The organism is Algoriphagus formosus, from assembly GCF_002807035.1.
GTDB classification, from domain to species: domain Bacteria; phylum Bacteroidota; class Bacteroidia; order Cytophagales; family Cyclobacteriaceae; genus Algoriphagus; species Algoriphagus formosus.
On sequence record NZ_NIUC01000002.1, the window covers coordinates 819,610 to 840,615 of the forward strand.

Annotated in this window: 14 protein-coding genes and 1 pseudogene; 3 read left to right on the plus strand and 12 right to left on the minus strand. The window is 41.6% G+C overall.

The genetic code is table 11. The annotated features are described in order from the left end of the window. Position 1: 1 nt before the first annotated feature. On the minus strand, positions 2-904 hold the full coding sequence (gene rbsK, locus CDH51_RS09730; RefSeq protein WP_100629400.1) for a ribokinase: 903 nt from the start codon (positions 902-904) through the stop codon (positions 2-4). 219 nt (positions 905-1,123) lie between these two features. Here rbsK and CDH51_RS09735 point away from each other — a divergent pair, with 219 nt between their 5' ends. The 3 genes from CDH51_RS09735 (at position 1,124) to CDH51_RS09745 (ending at position 4,437) form a co-directional block, all read left to right on the plus strand. Continuing rightward, positions 1,124-2,125 (plus strand): acyl-ACP desaturase, encoded by a 1,002-nt coding sequence (locus tag CDH51_RS09735; RefSeq protein WP_100628416.1) that lies wholly within the window; start codon positions 1,124-1,126, stop codon positions 2,123-2,125. An 84-nt stretch (positions 2,126-2,209) separates the two neighbouring features. Beyond that, positions 2,210-3,505 (plus strand): Zn-dependent hydrolase, encoded by a 1,296-nt coding sequence (locus tag CDH51_RS09740; RefSeq protein ID WP_100628417.1) that lies wholly within the window; start codon positions 2,210-2,212, stop codon positions 3,503-3,505. A gap of 71 nt (positions 3,506-3,576) precedes the next feature. Further along, positions 3,577-4,437: a pirin family protein gene (locus CDH51_RS09745; RefSeq protein ID WP_100628418.1), complete on the plus strand. Its 861-nt coding sequence runs from the start codon at positions 3,577-3,579 to the stop codon at positions 4,435-4,437. On the opposite strand, the gene CDH51_RS09750 is transcribed toward CDH51_RS09745, so the two are convergent. The 11 genes and pseudogenes from CDH51_RS09750 to bshC form a co-directional block, all read right to left on the minus strand. After that, a complete protein-coding gene (locus tag CDH51_RS09750; RefSeq protein ID WP_100628419.1) occupies positions 4,434-5,207 on the minus strand; it encodes a Rossmann-like and DUF2520 domain-containing protein in 774 nt (257 codons plus the stop codon). The genes CDH51_RS09745 and CDH51_RS09750 overlap by 4 nt on opposite strands. Positions 5,208-5,285: 78 nt before the next feature. After that, complete coding sequence (gene lpdA, locus CDH51_RS09755) at positions 5,286-6,683, minus strand: dihydrolipoyl dehydrogenase (protein WP_026947888.1); 1,398 nt, start codon at positions 6,681-6,683, stop codon at positions 5,286-5,288. A gap of 52 nt (positions 6,684-6,735) precedes the next feature. Then, positions 6,736-7,065 (minus strand): annotated as a pseudogene (locus CDH51_RS09760) (four helix bundle protein); the annotation flags it as partial. 170 nt (positions 7,066-7,235) lie between these two features. Continuing rightward, positions 7,236-8,768 carry a 2-oxoglutarate dehydrogenase complex dihydrolipoyllysine-residue succinyltransferase gene (odhB, locus tag CDH51_RS09765; protein ID WP_100628421.1) on the minus strand — a complete coding sequence of 511 codons (1,533 nt, stop codon included), beginning with the start codon at positions 8,766-8,768 and terminating at the stop codon, positions 7,236-7,238. Positions 8,769-8,832: 64 nt separating this feature from the next. Further along, positions 8,833-11,622 carry a 2-oxoglutarate dehydrogenase E1 component gene (locus tag CDH51_RS09770; protein ID WP_100628422.1) on the minus strand — a complete coding sequence of 930 codons (2,790 nt, stop codon included), beginning with the start codon at positions 11,620-11,622 and terminating at the stop codon, positions 8,833-8,835. A 133-nt stretch (positions 11,623-11,755) separates the two neighbouring features. Continuing rightward, positions 11,756-12,700, minus strand: coding sequence for a hypothetical protein (locus CDH51_RS09775; protein WP_100628423.1), 945 nt, complete (start codon positions 12,698-12,700; stop codon positions 11,756-11,758). Between the two features lie 18 nt (positions 12,701-12,718). Beyond that, positions 12,719-14,374, minus strand: coding sequence for a SusD/RagB family nutrient-binding outer membrane lipoprotein (locus CDH51_RS09780; RefSeq protein WP_100628424.1), 1,656 nt, complete (start codon positions 14,372-14,374; stop codon positions 12,719-12,721). 18 nt (positions 14,375-14,392) lie between these two features. Beyond that, positions 14,393-17,608, minus strand: coding sequence for a SusC/RagA family TonB-linked outer membrane protein (locus CDH51_RS09785; protein ID WP_100628425.1), 3,216 nt, complete (start codon positions 17,606-17,608; stop codon positions 14,393-14,395). Between the two features lie 574 nt (positions 17,609-18,182). Beyond that, complete coding sequence (locus CDH51_RS09790) at positions 18,183-18,689, minus strand: hypothetical protein (RefSeq protein WP_100628426.1); 507 nt, start codon at positions 18,687-18,689, stop codon at positions 18,183-18,185. Next, on the minus strand, positions 18,686-19,258 hold the full coding sequence (locus CDH51_RS09795) for a 5-formyltetrahydrofolate cyclo-ligase (RefSeq protein WP_100628427.1): 573 nt from the start codon (positions 19,256-19,258) through the stop codon (positions 18,686-18,688). Before CDH51_RS09795 ends, CDH51_RS09790 begins: the two co-directional genes overlap by 4 nt. Next, complete coding sequence (gene bshC, locus CDH51_RS09800; protein WP_232724787.1) at positions 19,255-20,859, minus strand: bacillithiol biosynthesis cysteine-adding enzyme BshC; 1,605 nt, start codon at positions 20,857-20,859, stop codon at positions 19,255-19,257. The genes CDH51_RS09795 and bshC overlap by 4 nt, the downstream gene beginning before the upstream one ends. Between the last annotated feature and the right edge of the window lie 147 nt (positions 20,860-21,006).

The window sequence follows — 21,006 nt, forward strand, 5'->3', positions numbered from 1 at the left end:
TTTAAATTAAAACTTCTTTTCGGAATGGCTGCGACACTTGCGCCCCCATCCGTGTCACTGAGATAGCTGCGGCCTGAGAGGCAAACTTAATGGCCTCATCAAAAGCTTTCCCTTCAGCCAAAGAAACCACAAATGCACCATTGAATGTGTCCCCGGCTGCCGTAGTGTCCATTGCTTTTACTTTGGGAGCGGGCGTATGAAACTCCCCTTCTTCTCCCAAATAATAAGACCCCGAGGCACCGAGCGTAATCAATATATTTTTTACTCCTTGGCCTATTAGAATTTCGGCTGCACGTTTTGCTGTGTCTATTGAATCAACTTTTTCACCCGTCAGATAACTAGCTTCATGCTCATTTGGGGTGATGAAATAGAGCTTCTGCAGGAGTTTTTGAGGTAAATCCATTACCGGTGCAGGATTGAGAATCATCTTTTTTTGATGCTTGAAAGCCAAGTCTGAAAGAGCCTCAATGGTGCTCAATGGAGTTTCCAATTGGGCTAAAATCAAGTCGGAAGACCGGATTAACTCCTCTGCTGCCAAAATATCTTCAGGTAGCAAATTCGCATTTGCACCGGAGGCAACTGAGATAGAATTTTCACCATTTTCATCCACTAGAATAAGTGCCACTCCGGTAGCAGCAGTTGAATCGATAATTACATGCTTGGTATCTAATCCGTAGGTTTGATATTCAGCCAATGCTTGCTTGCCAAAGGCATCATCACCCACTTTAGCCAAAAAGGATACCTGTCCACCAAGTTTTGCAGCGGCTACAGCCTGATTGGCTCCCTTTCCCCCTTGAAATTGAAAAAATTGTCCTCCGGTGACAGTCTCACCTGGCTTAGGAAGTTTTGAAGAGCGAAGAACCAAGTCGGTATTGCTACTACCAACAACCAAAATTTTTAACATATCGCGGTTTTTTTTCCAAAATAATGAATTGCGCAAAAAACTCCTCTCAAAAAGAGAATATGAATCGATAGACATAAAATCTGGGAAACCTTCATTTTGCTTGAATCTACCCGCAGCCATTCAGCCTGAAATTTGTCCTTTACTTCAATAAATTTAATTCCTGACAAAATTGTCCGTACCTTTATTTTTGATATAAATCAATTCAGAACCTATTAGGAAATGAAAAAATCAGAAAACATCAATTACGAGCTGGAAAAGAACATGGAGGTTATCTCCCAGTTGGATGATATCGTGGGGGACGCCGTAGACAATATCCTGGTAGATCCTGATAAGTGCTGGCAACCTTCAGATTTCCTACCCGATTTTCAAAACCCAGAAGTCTTCGAAGAGGTAAAATTGCTTCAAAAAAGAGCTGAGGGTATCCCAGATACAGTATTGACTTCTTTAGTTGGAAATATGATTACTGAGGAAGCCTTGCCTTCCTATCAGACATACTTTAATCTTTTGGAAGGCATTAATGATGAACGATCATTGCTTTCGCCATCAGGTTGGGTTCGTTGGTCCAAATCTTGGACTGCCGAAGAGAATCGTCATGGAGACTTGCTCAACAAATATCTTTACCTCACAGGACGAGTAGATATGGGCGCTGTAGAGCGAACCATTCACAGACTCTTAGCAAATGGGTTTGATCCTAAGTCTGAAGCCGATCCTTATCAGGCCATGATATATACTTCTTTTCAGGAGAGAGCTACCAAAATATCCCACGTCAATACCGGTAAATTGGCAGATAAGGCTGGAGATCATGTGCTTTCAAGAATCTGTAAAACCATCGCTGGTGATGAGGCAAGGCATGAAAAAGCTTACAAGACTTTCATGAACAAAATCTTCGAAATTGATCCAAGTGGAGCAATTGTCGCATTTGAAAAAATGATGCGAAAGCAAATCGTGATGCCTGCTGTATTGATGGGAGAAGGTGGCAGTAGACCATCATTGTACAAGGACTTCTCAGAAATCACCCAAAAAGTAGGAATCTACACAGGTTGGGACTATGCCCGAATTATTCAGCACCTGGTTGACCATTGGAAAGTGGAAGCGCTGACAGGATTAAATGATGTGGCTGCCAAAGCTCAGGATTACCTTTCAAACTTGGCCGATCGATATATGCGTCTCGCTGACCGGATGAAAGCACCAGATGAAGTTCGACTCGCTTGGCTCAAATAATTCCAGAGTCCTTCCTTTTTGGGAAGGACTTTTTTATTTTCAGAAAAATATTTCACATGACATCGACACGATTGAAATAAACTTATGAACCTTCGATTCACCACCCTTTCTTTCATTTTTACCTTAGTTTTCAATACCACCTTTGGGCAAGATATTCGAGTCAATTCAAACCGACTCGATTCTACGCTAATGCAGCTAGCTACTTTTGGCAAAAATGATTTAGGTGGGTCCGACCGGGTCGCCTATTCTGATTACGATGTAAAAGGAAGGGCTTATGTCATTGATTTGATGAAAAAGGCCGGTTTGGAGGTAAGCATTGACTTTGCAGGGAATATCATCGGAAAGAAGGCTGGAAAAAACCCCGGATTAAAACCCATTGCCTTCGGTTCTCATATCGATGAAGTCCCAAATGGTGGGGACTATGACGGGCCCCTTGGTTCACTGAGTGCCATTGAAGTCGTTCAATCTCTCACCGAAAATAAGATTGTAACAGAGCACCCGCTTGAAGTGATTATTTTCGCCAATGAAGAAGGAGGAGTTATTGGAAGTCGCGCTTTGGTTGGCAGTTTAAGTAAAGAAGCGCTTCAGGTCGTCAGTAATGCAGGGATCACTCACTACGAAGGCATCAAAAAGTTAGGAGGGAATCCAGATAGAATTCCTGAGTTAAAAAGAAAGCCTGGAGACTTAGCTGCATTTCTAGAGCTTCATATTGAGCAAGGAGCCAACCTATTCAATAAAAAAATAGATATCGGAGTGGTAGAAGGAATCGTAGCGATTCAGTGGTGGGAATTCACCTTTAAAGGATTTGCCAACCATGCAGGAACTACACCGATGGATCTTCGTCAGGACCCAATGCTCCCAGCTGCTAAGTTTATCCTTGCTGTGAATGAAACAGTTCGATCGATCCCAGGAAGACAGGTAGGTACTGTAGGAAAGATAGAGGCAAAGCCAGGTGCAGGAAATGTCATCCCGTCTGAGGTTACCTTAAATTTGGAAATTCGAGACCTCTCTTCGGAAAAAATTTGGTCCATCTATCGACAATTAGAAGAAAAAGCAAAGACCATTGCGAAGGAGTTTAATACCTCAGTTTCGATCAATCATATTGAAGTTGCCTCAGACCCGGCCCTAGCTGACCCCAAGATTCGACAAATCATTCAGGAAAAGGCTGAAATGCTCGGATTATCTACACTAAGTCTTCCTAGTGGAGCTGGACATGATGCTCAGGAAATGGCAAAAATTGCTCCTATGGGCATGATTTTTATCCCCAGCAAAGATGGCATTAGCCATTCACCTCAAGAATATTCCAGCAAAGAGGATGTCGCAAATGGAGCAAATGTTTTGCTTCATACAATTCTAGAGCTGGATAAAAAACTCCAATAAGAAGCCCAAGTTCCCTGAACCTTTTACAAGGTTTTCTAATTACATGTATATACATCAAATAAGGTTTTAAAATGGATTTACGAAAGATCAAGAAAGTTCACGGTTCTGAATATCGCCCTATTGCAGATCTGATTACCTATAGCCCCATGCCCACAAGAAGTTTGGACATGATTGATCCTTTTTTATTTCTCAACCATCACGGATTTCAAAAGTATCCTCAAAATAACCATGGCTTGCCTTTCGGTCCTCATCCTCATCGTGGAATGGAGACCGTCACTTTCATCCTAGAAGGAGATATCATGCATAAGGATTCATCAGGACATGAATCAGTCATTGAAGCAGGTGGAGTGCAATACATGACAGCAGGAAAGGGGTTGATTCACGCAGAAGTATCCAGCTCTGAGTTCAAGAAAAATGGCGGTGATTTGGAGATACTCCAACTTTGGCTGAATCTGCCCGCCAGTAAGAAAATGCTTTCACCAAAATACGTTGGGCTTCAAAAAGAAGAGATTCCGTCTTTCGATCTGAATGAAGGAAACGTAACTGTCCAACAGCTTTTTGGCGAGTGGAATGGTGTGAAGGGCGCTTTTGAGGGAAATTTTCCGATCTCAATGAGTACGATTTATTTAAAAAACGGGGGCTCTTTTGAAAAAAAAATCCCAGAGAATGAAAATATCTTTTTATACATCGTCAGAGGAAAAATCAAAGTTAATGGTGAAGAAGTCCCATTTAGACACCTAGTCGAGTTTGCTAATCAGGGAGAAGTCTTGAAGGTCGAAGCATCAGAAGATTCCGTTGTCATTTTGGGACATGCCTTGCCATTCAATGAGCCTGTGGTGGCTCAAGGACCTTTCGTGATGAATACCGAAGATGAAATCCGGGAAGCCTATCGAGACTATCAGCGAGGGTTGTTTGGTACTTGGGATGGCTAAGAATCGATAATGTCCTGAGAGATCAAACGGTAGATTTCTGCTATTTCGGGGTTATAATTTAAAAAACGGTGATGCTCCTCCAGTGTCTCATAGTCTTCCCGAATAGCAGGACCCGTTTGAGCTTTCTTGGCTCCTATTTGTAGGCTTTTTGAAATGGACTCAATAATCAGCGGCTTCATCATTTCAAAATCAAGTCCTTGTCTTCGCATGATTTCCTCGGCTATTCGGATCATGTGATTGGTAAAGTTACTGGCAAAAACAGCTGCTATATGAACCGCTTTTCGATCTTTGGAACGGACAAAAAAGATATTGTGCGAGATGGACTTTGCTACTTTTCTCAGGATTTTAACAATTTCCTGATCATCAGATTCGATCAAAATCGAAACATCCGATAAGTCCATTTTCTGACCAGCCGTGAAAGACTGCAAAGGATAGAAAATACCTGTGTAGGTAGCCGAGGAGTAGTTTAAAATATCAAGTGGCATCGTACCCGAAGTATGGACTAAGATACTTTCCTCAGGCAAAATCACCGCATCTGCCACATCAGGAATAGCATCATCTTTTACCGCCAAAATAAATAGTTGGGCTTTGCTTTCTGAAAAGTCCAAATCATCCTTAGGTATCGCAGCGTAAAGCCTTTCGGTGACCCTTTTTGCTCCTGACAAGGTTCGGGAATATACCTCGGTCACCTGATGGCCGGCATTTTCCAATGCAGGGGCCAAATGCCAAGCCATATTTCCTGCTCCTAAAAAAGCTACTTTATAAGTCATGGGTGAATAAAGCCATTTTTCCTAAAAAAAGAAAAGCCATCTCCCGCGAGGAAGATGGCTTAAGCTCATGTACATCAATCAAATGTGCAGCGCTCGATTCTCTGTCGCTGCCAAACAGGCTTCTTTGAAAGCCTCTGTATATGTAGGGTGCGCATGTGACATTCGAGCAATATCTTCCGCTGACGCACGGTATTCCATAGCTACAACCGCCTCTGCAATCATATCGGCTGTACGAGGACCAATCATATGTACCCCGAGGATCTCATCCGTTTCAGCATCTGCCAATACTTTTACAAGTCCATCAGTATCCATTGAAGCTCTTGCTCGACCTGAGGCCATAAATGGAAATTTGCCAGCTTTATATTTTTTGCCATGCTCTTTCAATTGCTCTTCCGTGTATCCCACAGAGGCAACCTCAGGCCAGGTGTAAACTACACCAGGAATCAGCAGGTAATTGATATGGGGCTTTTGCCCGGCAATGGTTTCTGCCACAAAAACACCTTCTTCTTCCGCTTTGTGTGCCAGCATAGCACCTTTGACAACATCGCCGATGGCGTAGATGTGAGACACCGAGGTCTGTAAATGATCATTTACTTCAACCTGTCCTCGCTCATTGACTTTGACACCTGCAGCTTCTGCGTTTAGGCCATCCGTGTAAGGTCTTCTACCAATGGAAACCAAAACGTAGTCCCCTTTCAACTCAACATTCTCTCCTTTGCTGTTTTCAGCAGTTACCGTAACCTCTTTACCCTTATTCTCAACGGCAGTTACTTTGTGCTTGAGATAAAAATCAAATCCAAGTTTCTTTAGTGACTTCTGAAGCTCTTTACCCATGGTTTTGTCCATCGAAGGAATCAAAGAGTCCATGTACTCGACCACAGAAACTTTAGCCCCCATTCGGCCATAAACCGACCCTAGCTCCATTCCGATCACTCCACCACCAATGATGATCAAGTGCTTTGGAATTTCTTTCATCTTCAAAGCTTCTGTAGAGGTGATCACCCTTTCCTTGTCGATCTTGATAAACGGCAAAGAAGCAGGCTTAGAACCAGTGGCTATGATGATATTTTTACCTTCAATTTTTTCTTCAGAACCGTCATCTTTTGTCACTTTGATGGTATTGGCATCTACAAATGATCCGACTCCCTGAAGCACATCTATCTTGTTCTTCTTCATGAGGTACTGAATCCCATCCACATTCTGCTTGACCACATCCTCTTTGCGGGCAATCATTTGCTTCAGGTCAACCTTCAGGTTACTTAGGTTGATTCCATGAGTCTTAAAAGTGTGCTTTGCATTATGAAAATGCTCAGAAGAGTCCAATAAAGCCTTGGACGGAATACAGCCTACATTGAGGCAAGTTCCTCCCAAAGTTGGATATTTTTCGATAATGGCGGTTTTCATTCCCAATTGAGCACCCCGGATAGCGGCGACGTAGCCTCCAGGTCCTGAACCGATTACTATTAAGTCGTACATTATTTTTGACTTTGTACAATGTACTTAGTACCAAGTACCAAGCCCATTGAGGTTATACATTCAAGTTTTGCTTAAGTTTTACAATCATATTTTGTATATACTCAAGCTCTTTTTCGATTTCTTCGAAATCAGCATTATTTACATAGCCCAACCTATTAGAAATGATCATTTGGGTATCCAATTCAAAAGATGAGCCAAGAGAAATTCCTAAGAAATGATTAAAATCCTTATTGGTATTTCTTCCTGCTCCTTCAGCTATGTTTGAAGGAATGGAAATCGCGCACCTATTGATTTGAGATATCAACCCAAACCTTTCCTCAGCGGGCAATTTTTCAGTGATTCGATATACTTCTACAGCTAGATCTATGGCCTTCTGCCATACTTTTAATTCTTTGTAACGACATAATTAAGAGAATTTAGTTTGATGAATAATTTACATTTTTTCTAAATATCTCCTTCTCTTCTTTCTGCTATGCACAACTCTACAAGAAAATTATGCATCGCATTAGAATTATGCTACCTAGTACATTGTACTTCGTACTTCGTACTACATTAAACTCCAAAAAGCAATCGCTCTGGCTCTTCGAGAAGCTGCTTGACACGTACCAAGAAGCTCACCGATTCTCTACCATCAATAATTCGGTGATCGTAAGAAAGGGCTACATACATCATAGGCAAAATTTTCACTTCACCATTCACAGCCATTGGCCGCTGAACGATATTATGCATGCCTAGAATCGCTGATTGTGGTGCATTGATAATCGGCGTGGACATCATAGAGCCAAAAACACCACCATTGGTAATGGTAAAGGTACCACCTGTCATTTCCTCGATGGAAAGCTTATTGTCTCTAGCCTTGGTAGCAAGACGAACCACTTCTTTTTCAATCTGATCGAAGCTCATTCCCTCAGCATTTCGAATCACTGGAACGACCAATCCTTTTGGTGCAGAAACCGCGATTGAGATATCACAGAAATCATGGTATACGATTTCATTTCCATCAATTTTGGCATTGACTGCAGGCCATTCTTGAAGTGCCACGCATACTGCCTTGGTGAAGAAGGACATAAACCCTAGCCCTACTCCATGCTTCTCTTTGAAAAGCTCTTTGTACTTGGAGCGTAGGTCCATGATTGGCTGCATATTGACCTCATTGAATGTAGTCAACATCGCAGTTTCATTTTTCACTGATACCAGTCTCCTTGAAACTGTTCGACGAAGAGAGGACATTTTTTCGCGCTTCTCTTCTCTTGATCCTGGAACTCTCACTGCTTCTTGAGCTGGAGCTGACTCTTTCTTCTCCTCCTTCGCTGGAGCAGCTGCTTTCTTTTGAGCATTTTCAGCATCCTCCTTAGTGATTCGACCATCTTTGCCTGATCCTTTTACTTCTTCAGGTTTGATGCCTTTTTCTGCAAGAATTTTAGACGCAGCAGGAGATGCATGTCCGGTTGCGTAGGACTCTTTGGATGGGGAAGCTGAAGTTGAGGCTGGTGATTCAGTTTTTGACTCGGCATAAGTCTCAGCTGGCTTACCTTCCATGATCTCGATTTTGCAAATCAATCCTCCAATTTCTAACGTATCGCCTTCCTGAGCCACATGTCTCAAAATACCTGAACCTTCAGCGGGTAGTTCGAATGTAGCCTTATCAGAGTCTACTTCTGCGATGATTTCATCCAATTCCACATAATCTCCATCCGCTTTAATCCAATTGGCCAAAGTCACCTCTGTGATTGATTCTCCAACGGTAGGGACTACCATCTCTTTTACTTCTCCTGTGCTTTTTGCGGAATTGTTCTCTTTTTTTCCTTCTGACTCAGAAGGTTTATTTGTGTCTGTCACTACAGAATTGGTGGATTCATCAATTACACAGATGACCGCCCCAATCTCTAGGGTATCGCCTTCTTCTGCCTTAATTCGAAGTGTACCTGCTGCTTCAGCGGGAAGTTCAAAAGTAGCTTTATCTGATTCGAGTTCGCAGAGTACCTCATCCATTTCGACTTGGTCTCCATCCTTCTTGAACCACTGTCCCACGGTCACTTCCGTGATAGACTCTCCCACTGCGGGAACTTTGATTTCTTTGCTCATGAGATTGTTGTTTTAGCTTCTCCCGTACAGGTCAAAGCATCAAAAGATTATTTCGGATTGGGTATTAAAGTTTTAAGGCTTTGTTGATGATAGACTTCTGCTCCTCTACGTGTACCTTATTATATCCTGTGGCAGGAGATGCAGATACCTTTCTGGCTATGACATCCATTGGAAGTTCTTTGTGAAGCAGTCTTAAGATATAGGTCCAATAACCCATGTTTTCCGGCTCTTCTTGAACCCAAACGACCTCAGCACCTTTGTAAGGCTTTAAGGCCTCTAAGATTTGCTTTTTAGGAAGTGGATGCAATTGCTCGACTCGGATTATTGCTACTTGATCAATTTTTTCCTTTTCTCTTACCTCCTCTAGGTCGTAATAAACTTTGCCTGAGCAAAGAATAACACGCTTCACTTTTTTTGGATCAGCATTGGAATCTGTGATGATTTCTTTGAATGAACCACTAGTGAACTCATCAAGCGGAGACATCACTTTAGGATGACGCAGGAGGGATTTCGGAGACATAACCACGCAAGGTTTTCTGAATTCCCATGCCAATTGCCTTCTCAAAAGGTGGAAGAAATTAGAAGGTTCGGTAATATTTGCTACCACCATGTTGTATTCAGCAGAAAGCTGCAAGAAGCGCTCTGGCCGAGCATTGGAGTGCTCTGGACCTTGCCCTTCATAGCCATGCGGTAATAACATCACGAGACCATTTTGCTTTTGCCATTTTGATTCTCCAGAAGAAATAAACTGGTCGATCATAGTTTGGGCACCATTGGCGAAATCTCCGAACTGTGCTTCCCAAATGGTCAACGAATTTGGATTTGCCATTCCGTAACCATACTCAAAGCCCAAAACGGCATACTCAGAAAGCAAGGAGTTGTAAATGGAGAATTTTCCTTTGCGCTCAGGCATTTCATGAAGTGAGTTGAAAGGCTGATTGGAATTCGCATCATGGATGACCGCATGACGGTGTGAGAATGTTCCTCGCTGTACATCTTGACCTGTCAGTCGGACTGTCTTTCCTTCCAAAAGAAGGGAGCCATAAGCCAAAAGCTCCGCCGCAGCCCAGTTCAAGGACTTACTATCGAAAAACATATCCTTTCTTTGCTTCATCTGAACTTCAATCTGCTTGATAGCCTTGAAGCCTTTTGGAATGAAAGTAAGTGCTTTTGCTACTGTCTCTATAGCTTCCGAGCTAACACCGGTTTCTGGAGATTTGTCAAAATCCTCTGGCTTAGATCTTCTTAATGTACCCCACTCTCTCTCAAACTTGGTGGCTTGGTAAGGCAAAGGTTTTTCCTTGACCATATTCAATCGATCCTGAAGCAATTGTCGGAATTCTTTATCCATTTGCTTCGCGATTTTAGCATCAATATCACCTCGCTCGGTAAGCTTTTTGATATAAACCTCACGTGGATTCGGGTGCTTGGAAATTATATTGTAGAGCTCCGGTTGAGTAAATTTCGGCTCATCAGATTCATTGTGACCATGACGACGATAGCATACCATATCCACAAAAATATCCTTGCCGAATTTTTGCCTGAATTCAGCTGCTAGCTTCGCTGCAAAAACCACTGCTTCTGCATCATCTCCATTCACGTGAATCACCGGTGCATCGATAATCTTTGCTACATCGGTACAATAAATCGAGGATCTGGCGTCATCAAAATCTGTAGTGAAACCAACCTGATTATTGATTACAAAGTGAATAGTACCTCCTGTATGGTAACCTTTCAGCCCCGCCATTTGGGTAACTTCATAGACAATCCCTTGTCCGGCCACAGCAGCATCTCCATGGATCAAAATCGGTAATGCCTTGGTTGCATCACCTTTGTGCTCCGAATCAATTTTTGCTCGGATAAAACCTTCTACCACTGGATTTACAGCTTCCAAGTGCGAAGGATTTGGTGCTAATTTTAGGTGTATTTTTTTGTCCTGTGGAGTGACGATATCAGAGGAGTAGCCCATGTGATATTTCACATCTCCATCACCCATAGTCAGATCAGGCTTTGCTGTTCCTTCAAATTCGGAGAAAATTTGTTCGTAGGTTTTACCCATGATATTGGCAAGCACATTCAATCTACCTCTGTGCGCCATTCCTATCATCACCTCTTCAGCACCTAAATTGGCAGCACCATTGATAACTGCATCCAAAAATGGAATTGTACTTTCACCACCTTCTAGTGAAAAACGCTTTTGACCAAGATATTTGGTATGGAGAAAGTTTTCAAAGACAACAGCCTGATTAAGCTTGAAAAGAATACGTTTCTTTTCTTCAGTAGCTGGATTAAAAGCTAAAGCCTCCTTCTCAACTTTGGTCTTAAACCAGTCTAATATTTCAGGATCCCGAATGTATAGGTACTCGAAACCCATCGACCCTTCATAGATCTTCTTTAATGCACTGATGATATCAGACAACTTGGCTTTACCTATTCCTATTTCATTCCCAGCTTGGAACTCTGTATTCATGTCTGCATCCCCAAGACCAAAATCCTGTGGATCGATCAGCGCCTTTCTATCTCTTCTTTCACGAACTGGATTTGTTTTAGAACGCAAATGAGCTCTGGACCGATGAGCATGAATCAAAGCCCGGACTTTAATCTCCTTAGGCAATTGCTCCATATCCATGATGGTACCGGGAGTTGCTAAAGAGCCATTTTTTGCTGTGCTAGGCGATGAAGCGGCTGCAGCAGATCCGTTCTCCTCTTCCCCGTAATTGGTCAAGGCGAAATCGAATCCGTCAAAAAATTCTTTCCAACTTGGATCTATGGATTCAGGGTCGGATTTATAAGATGCATAAAGCTCATCGATGTAAGAAACGTGTGCGTTTGCGATATACGAAAATTTGTCCATGGTTATTTTGAATAGGCTCAACAAAACTAGCCTTTATAAACGATATTAAAAAACCGTATATTCGTTTATTCAAATATACATAGAGAAAAAAATAGCGGTATTTTCATACCGCTATTTTTCAATTATTTAGAACTTATCTCAACTGAGGCCAAGGTTTGCCATCATTTGATTTAACTGTTACCAAACCTGTTTCTCCATCGGAATTTAACCATTGGAAAACAAGGTTGTCAGCATCAGCACTTACCACAGTCATACTGTATGAAGCACCATATTTATCAGCTCCTGACATAGAAAGCGTACCGCAAGCATCACTGATTCTTACATTACCACTTCCCCATGAATCACCGTAGCAATCCCAGAATCCGAAAGTACCGTCTGTAACAGTATATGCACCTGGAGTAGATGATACCGGAGTCCAAGTAGTTGTACCGGTAATAGTACCAGCGCAAGAACCATAAATAGATTCCATGTTAGACTGCTCAAACTCATAAGTACCGCCCAAATCAGATGGACAGATTACGCTTACGTTGTACTGGAATGGAGATGCATAGAAAGGAGCACCTGCTACGTTGGTGGTTACGTTATCAGTAGAGAAACTTCTACCAAAACGATCATTCAATACCAAACGGAACTCAAATACATCTGCTCCTTCAATATCAGCAGGAGTCAATCCTACTGCCTGAATAGCATCCAATGCAGGAATCTCGAAAGTAACTCTCAAGAAACGAGATTCAGAGTTTGGCTGAAACTCACTCTTATCCAATGTTCTTACCAAAACATCTTCAGCAGGAGTATACTCCAAACCTACACCTGGGATCAATCTTCTGTGTCTAACGCGGATTTCCACGTTTTCTACCGTACCTCCATCCTCGATGTCTACAGCCTCCAGAGTCAAAGCGAAACTGGAATTTTGTAGATCAAAGAAGTTAAAGGTTGTGCTGGTTCTTGCAATTGTACGCAAGTAAGCACCCGTATCGAACTCTGAATAAGGCACATTAGGCTCCACAAAGTCTCTACAAGAGCTAAAGAAGACCAGTGCACTTAAGAAAAGGCCGAAACTATATTTTAACATTTTCATATTTTTCAAATTTTTCGGTTAATAAACCCAAGCGTTACCAGCAGGATTAGTATCCCAGAACACCTGTACAGACTGATCTGCCTTCTGAACTGCACTGGTATTGGTTACCATGTAGTTGTTAGGATAGAAGAAAGATCTTGGGAATACACCTGGATTTGCTTCCAGACCTGGTTGCATATTATCAGGCTTTCCTGTTCTTCTGTAAAGATTGTATGACTCGATACCGTTTCCGAATAGAGACAACCAATACTCACGTCCAATTACATCCATACGATCATCACCAGAAGACAAACCATCGTATTCATTCGATACATAAGAAAGATAATTCGTGATATTTTGATCAATATCGATTCCTTCCTCATCGAAGAATGAATTAATTGCTCCTGCTTGGGCTGTACCAAGACTCCAGTTAACCACATAGTTCATGTGCTTTTCGATACCTGATAGCAAGTAATCCTTAGCATTTCCTGTAGTTCCTAGCGTCAAAGCAGCTTCTGCCAACATAAAGTCAACATATGCAGCTAACATGATTGGCTGAATACCAGCACCCTGAGCTCCCAAAGAAGGATCGTTTACTGGAGTAGCTGAATTATCGTCAAATCGACCACCTGCTGGATATACTCCCCATGCAGTACGCTTCAAACCATCTGGTGGAATACCATCAGGATCCAAGTGGTCACGTCCCCAATATCCACGCTCACCAGGAAGACAGTAGATAAATCCACCGACTAGGTAGTGTGCTGGAGGAAGCTGAGTAATACACTCAATTTCGTCTGGATTAGTAGAGTTAGCCAAAACTTGGCGATAGAAATAAAATCTAGCACGAGGATCATCGAATCCTTTTTGCTCAGTCAAGTGCCACATATAGTAGGTAGACTGATAGTCACCACCACCTGAGGTATACTGACCAGCAAATCTTGGATGACGAGAATCCGGATCCGCTTGAGTAGTTCCAAACTGGAATACGAAATCATCTCCTGCTTTCAAGAAATTATCTGCTGCGATCAAAGCATTAATACCAGCAGTAGCACCAGAAGGATCAACCAATTTTCTGTTTAAGAAATATCGCAACTTTAGAGTGTTGACAAGTCTTACCCATTTGGTATAGTTTCTTCCATAGAAGTAGTCATTTGGAGCACCAGCACTTCCCTGAGCAGTAAAATGAGCTTCTGCTTCGTTCAAAGCTGCAAAAGCAGCGTCATAAACAGACTCTCCTGAATCTACTGCAGGATTAAATTCGTTAGGATCCAATGCTTGAGAGAAAGGCACATCGCCATAAGAGTCTACCAAGTGGAAGAGAACCATTGCTTTGATAGTCTTGGAAATACCAAGATGTCTCTCAAATTCAGCTTCTACAGCTAGAGGCTCTAGAAATGCAATATCCTGAAGGATATTGGCATAAGCATTACTCCAATAACCATTAGTAGTCACAGGGGTATATGCACCTTCATACTGCGCGGAACCCTGATTGATAATTCGGGTAAGACGCATTCCATCATCTCCAATCGTGTTGAAGAGGTTTTCATAATCAAGTTGGATTCTGTTCAGAATGAAGTTAGGATCCGCAGTAGAAGCGGTAACTGCATTCGGGTCATCCAACAAATCTAAATCACATGATGAGGTTGCAACTAGCATACTTGCTCCCAACATCACTGTATATAATATTCTTTTCATAATTCTTCAGTTTTGGGATTAGAATGTAAGCGTTACAGTTCCACCAAATCTTCTGGAGCTAGGACCTGTTACAAAGTCAAAGCCCAAACCATTACCTACACCAGTTCCCAACACGTCTACATCGTAGTTCATGTTTGGTGGGAAGTTAAGCGCAAGGAACCAAAGGTTGGTACCGCTCAATGCGATAGATGCTCTCTTGAAAGGAGTCTTAGCCATCAAATTCATAGGAATTTCATAACCCAAGGAAACTTCTCTCAATCGAATCATAGATCCATCGAATACGTTTGGCTCATCAGTAGCACCTTGATATCCTGCAAAGAAGTAGTCAGATGCAGTAATCTGGATATCGTTAGGAGTACCATCCTCTTTCACACCTGGCATGATGAAAGTCAACTCTCTATCAGCTACTGGATCCTTCGTCACACCTCGAGCTAAAGTAGCTGTTACAGTGTTGGAGAACACAGCACCTTTGTGACGGTATTCCATCATGGCGCTTAAAGTAAATCCTTTAAAGGAGAATGAGTTAATCCAAGATCCAGTCCAAGCTGGGTTTGGATCACCCAATACTTGCAGATCAGCTGCTGGCTTGTGCAATCCATTTGAAAGAATGATTGGCTCTCCAGTCTGCTCATCACGATCAAATCCTAGACCTTTTATAATGTTGAAAGGCTCTCCTGGAATCGCAAAGTTACCAAGTGTGGTAAATCCAGCTACAAGTACTTCTTCTAGACCTCCGCCCAATTCAACTGTTACAGATCTGTAAAGACCCCAGTTGATAGTAGAGTTCCAGTTGAATCCTGAAGCAGTAGATACAGGATTCACAGTAGCTTGGAATTCAATACCTCGAGTACGAATCTTACCAATGTTAATTGCAGTGGAAGTAAATCCAGTTGCAGGGTCAATTGGAGATTGAGTAATCAAATCTCTTGTATTCTTCTGATAAAGGGAAAGATCGAATGTCAATTTGTTGTTGAACATGACACCTTCCACACCAAATTCTACTTCCTCATGAAGCTCAGGCTTCAAGTTAGGATTACCCAATGTATTGGCTACTGAGTGAGTTTGAGTAACTGAACCGTCTCTATCAAATGCACGTGCACTTTGCACCAATACATTTCGAGTTCTGTATGGACGAGGGAAACCGGCAGAAGTACCATATCCCAAACGCAATTTCAAATCATTCACTGTGCTGCTATTCCAGTTGAATGCAGTTCCAGGAAGGAAAGATACTGACGCTCCAGGATAAAGAATTCTACGATTTTCTGGCTCTACAGTAGAGGTCCAGTCATTACGAGCAGAAAGGTTTACGAATAGGTAGCTGTCATAATCCAAAGTTACGTTGGCATAAACCCCCATTCTACGCTCTTCCTCTGTGAAGTTCAAATTAGCTCCACTGTATGCATCGTTAGAAGACGACTGCGTAAAGTTTGAGTGTCTGAACAATCCAAAAGCCAATTGACCTTGAGAAGCTACTCCATTCTGAGAATAAGAGTCATATCGGGAGTTACCACCGATCAAAGCACTCATTCCGAATTTATCAGAGAATTGCTTTTTCCAGTTGATGATCAAATCCTGGTTCCAGATAGTATTCTGAATGTTAGAAGATCTGTAGTAGCCAGAAGTTGTCGCCAAAGATGCAGATGGTCCTCCTCTGTTATACTTAAGCTCTTGCAATTCAGTATAGGTATCCAAACCAATTCGGTAAGTAATCGAGAAATCATCGTTGATATCATAGATTACGGAAGTAGAGTTGAAGAATCTGTTTACATCAGAAGTATTCTGATAGTATCTAACCAACCACAAAGGATTGACGATATCATTACCACCACGATAGTATACAGAACTACGATCGATTGGATTTTCGAAAGGAAGACCTCCCAAATCAACTGAACGTGGCGTATACAATACGTGCGCAAATGCAGAAGGAATACCGCCAGAAGGTCCAGAACCAAATGCTGCGTTTACTGGAGGTGACTCCAAGTCTGTAATAGCAAATGTAAAGGATGACTTAACAGTCAATTTATCGTTCACAGCTGAATTGATACCCAATCCAAAGTTGTACTTCTTCAAGTTGTTTCCAGGAGTAAACCCTTCCTCATCAGTATAGCCAAAGCTAGCATTGAAGCTTGTACGATCTGATCCACCAGCTACCTGCACAGAGGTATTAGAAATCAAACCAGTGCGGAAGAAAACTTCAGAAGGATCAGCATATGCCTTGTACTCATACTGTACAGGAGTTCCACCTACAATACCACCTTCCCAAAACTCAGGGAATGCTTCTCGAACTGCCTGAACAGATGAAGTAGCATATGGGTGATTTACAGTTCTTCCCTCATCCATTCTTGGTCCAAAGTTGGAGAAGAAGAATCCCGGAGCTTGCTGGAATCCATTACCGTAGATCGTTCCATAAGTAGGTAATGAAGCTGCCTCATTGGTAAATACAGATTGATTGATAGTCACTTCAGCAGCTCTTCTTTTAGAAGCACCTGACTTGGTAGTGATCAAGATTACACCATTTCGACCTTGGTCACCGTAAAGTACGGTAGCAGAAAGACCTTTCAACACGGAGATGTTCTCAATGTTGTTAGGGTCAATATCCAAGAATCGAGATGAAGTAGTTGCACCACCTGTTGTAAACCCGTTTTGGGCGTTGGTGCTGGTGTTGAAAGGAACACCATCTACTACGAACAAAGGCTGGTTAGAACCAGTCGCAGACGAATAACCTCGGATTACCATGTTAGTACCCGAACCAGACATACCGTTAGTAGAAGTGATATTCACTCCCGGTACTTTTCCTTGCAATACACGTGCTACGTCTTGCTCAGGTCTGTTTTCGAGTTGCTCATTACCTACAGAGGTAACCGCATAACCCAAGGCCTTTTTCTCACGCTCGATACCAATCGCCGTTACTACCACTTCGGATAGTTGTTCGGCATCAGTAGTGAGCGTCACATTAATTACGGATCGGTTGCCAATGACCTCTTCCTTCGTTTCTAGACCTACGAAGGAGAAAATCAGAACCGTACCTCCATCTGGGACACTAATGGAATAATTACCATCCAAATCGGTGGTAGTACCCACTGTTGTACCCTTCACGAGAACGGTTGCACCTGGCAAGCCAAGTCCATCTTCGTCGGAAATTACCTGTCCGGTAATTACCCGCTGCTGCGCCGACACCTCATAGCTGAGGGTCATGGTGAAAAGCGCAACAACAAAGAGTAAAGCTTTTCTCATAAGGTGTTTAGTTTAGTTGATGTGTAAAGAAAATTCCTTTCTGTGGAATTTCAAAATTTCGAAATTTTGAAAAATATATTAAAAAGACATATTTATTTATTAGAATATTTATATTTATAATTTAATCAATTGAAATATCTAATCATTTATTAGATTTTTATAATTATTGAGAAAAAAAGCAGAATGAACGGTAAAAATTTGGTTTGCACGGCTTAAAAAGATGATTATTTGGATCAAAGCCCAGTATTAAGAAATTTTAACTGTTTCACTCAAATTATTTAACATTCGCAAAACAATATTTGGCCAAAGCAATTTTTTCGAATAATTAAATAAAAATTTACTGCTGAAAATCAGGGAAAAAATTTCATTGATTTTTGTCAATCTGAATTTTTAAGAACTTTTACACCCCAATTCTCTAAGAATTAAAATAAAATTCTGATCGCTATATTTGAAACAAAAAAAAGATTCAAAAATTTAAAAAAAATCAAATTCTGGGTCTAATTCTTTTGAGAAACATTAGATTTTTTGCTGAATCCACAAAAGTCAGTTTATTTTTTTATCAAAAATCGAAATTTTAAAGAGAATATCTCAGAGTCAAGGCTGCTTCATCTTCCCATAACTTTGTAAAGTCTGTAAAATTATAAGCAGGCTTCCAATATAAGCCTACATAGAAGTTACTTCGGTTAATATTATACTCTAAACCCACTATCGCATCTACCCCAAAGACATTGTAATCTCGATCAATTTTATAAACCCAGGGTGGTTCTCCTTTGCCATCTTTCCAAATCCCATAATGCGCGCCCGCTCCTACATACCACTCTAAACCCTCAAACTCTCGAATATCCCAGTGATGCTCGTAAAGTACGGCTGCCACCCAGCCTTTCCATCGATTATAAACCAATAGGTCAACTGCCCCAGTTTCTGAAATAAACTGCTTCACTGTACCTCCGACATTAGTGCCTCCGGTAACCCCCACCATAGTATTATAGCTGCCAACTTGCGAAAATGCAGGGCAAATCAATACGAAGCTGAAACCAAAAATCAAAAGTGCTTTTTTCATCTCCTCTTTTATAATGATCAAAATGTAAAGATTTTTTCAGGAGTTATGCAAAAATCCAAAGGAATATCATGACTCTCATAAGGCAATGACTGCTCTGGGGTAAAGTAGCTTAAGCCTACTTTTACCGGATCGAAGTCAATGTCTGCCAGAAATTTATCATAATACCCTTTCCCAAAACCAATTCGATAGCCTGACCTATCATAAGCCAAGAGTGGAAGAAATATCAAAGAGAATTCCTGAACCTCCACCTCCTGGTAATCATTTGGAAAGGGGATTCCCCAAGTTGATGTTGTAAAAGAAGTATTAGGCTCTAAAAAAATAGTCTCCATATCGAGACTTTCAGAACTGATTTTTGATGAATAAACATCCCATCCATTCTCCCAAAACCATTCAAGCAAAGGAAAGGTATCCACTTCCTTCTGTTTTTCGATTGGTAGAAAAAGATGAACCTTTTTCGGAAAATCCCTGGTCTTCAACCAGTCAATCGTTCGTTCTGTAATTTTCTGATCAAGATCCATTTTATCCTGATCGCTCAGTACAGCTCGCTTCTTTTTATATTTTTCCCTGATATACTCCTTGGCAGGAATCATAATTCAATCACAATCATGGAATAGTCGAGCGGATCAAAGGCTTTGTAAAGCTTCTCCAAAAACTCATCATCAGCTAAGTAAAACTGCATCATATTCACCACTCGCTCTTGCGGGGTACCGCCTGGGGCGGCATAATCCAAAATTGCCCTCGCCCGCTCAAGAGAAATATGCTGTCTTCTCTCTTCTGCTTTTCGAAGTTTACGGCTCATTTGATCGAGAATTTTCAGAGAGCGCACTTTTGCCGCTTCAAATGACTGCTCCAAGCTCTTCTCAAGACTTTTAGCTTCCTTTCCCTTCTCTTCATAAAGCGATGCAAGGGTAGTTCGCTCATTTTCCAAACTCACATCAATCGATGCGTGCTTGGCCACAAATGATTTCTTCCACCCATCAAAGTCCTGGAATAGATCCTCCACTTCCCATTCCAATTGTTTCAGTTTTTTCTCAAAAAGTGGCTCTAGCACAAGTGCAAAATTTCGAGGTAAAAGAACTGGAACCGGAACTTTGAAATGATCAAACACTCCCTTCAATTGCAGCCAATAGACTGTCTCGGAAGGCCCACCCAAGTAGGCAAGGTTTGGTAAAATGGTCTCCTGATACAATGGGCGCAGGACTACATTGGGACTAAAACGCTCCGGATGCTCCTCGATGAGTCGCTCGATCTCAGATCTGGAAAATCTCAATTCGGTATTCAGCACCACATATTCATCCCCTTGCTGCTCAATTCGCTCCCGGACTCCTTCATCCAAGTAAAAGAAGTTGATCTCTCGAGGAAAAATCTGTCCGCCATAACCCAAAGATTCCAACGACTCGGTTTTCAAAACAGCTTCCTTATGGGGCGTGTGAGAAAATAAATCTTCCCGTATTACCTCCTTGAAAAGCGACTTGAAACTTGCCTCTTGGGCATCCACAATTAATAAGCCCTTTCTCCCAAAAAGCTCATGTACATACTTGCGGACGGCTTCCTTCAGGGTCTTGGAAGAACCATAGGCATCCTTGAACACATCCGCTGCAAATGGAACAGTCTTAGCAAATTCCTTGAAACTCGCATCTAGCTCAAAATTTCCAACGGCACCGCTTTGGTTGGTATTCCATTGATATTTTTTCCCATCCAGCTTGAAATAGTTGATTTCATCAAAATCATGATCTTCTGTCGCCATCCAGTAAATCGGCACAAAATGGTAATCAGGATATGCTTCCCGGAGTTTTTCGGCCAAGCGAATGGTACTGACGATTTTGTAAATAAAGTATAGCGGCCCTGTGTAGAGATTCATCTGATGACCTGTGGTCACCGTGAAGGTTTTGGAATCAGCCATTTTCTGAAGCTGTAATTTTTCCTCTTCAAAAAGTTCGATTTCGGAATACTGTGCAGTCAAAGTATCGCATAAAACTTGACGATGTGTATCAGAGAAATGCTTTTGTTCGATTGCTTTTTGGAAGCTCTCGATTTTTGGTAAATGATTGTAAAAAGGTCTTAGCTCCGCTTTTCCTTCAATGTAGTCAAGAAAAAAATCAGAAAATTGATTCGTCTTTCGCAGGTCAATACAGTGATACTCCATGGATGATGAATGGTGGATTTTCGATAGCAAACTACTGATATTCATTCAAAGTTCGGCTTTTTTATGAAAATCCATGGAGACTTACATAAGCGGAAATCTTTTGGCGATAAATAAATATTCCAAATCAAATCCCCTTTTTGACTGTTGTAATTTGAAACCAAAAAAATTCAAAAAAGCGTAGCTTTGCTTTCC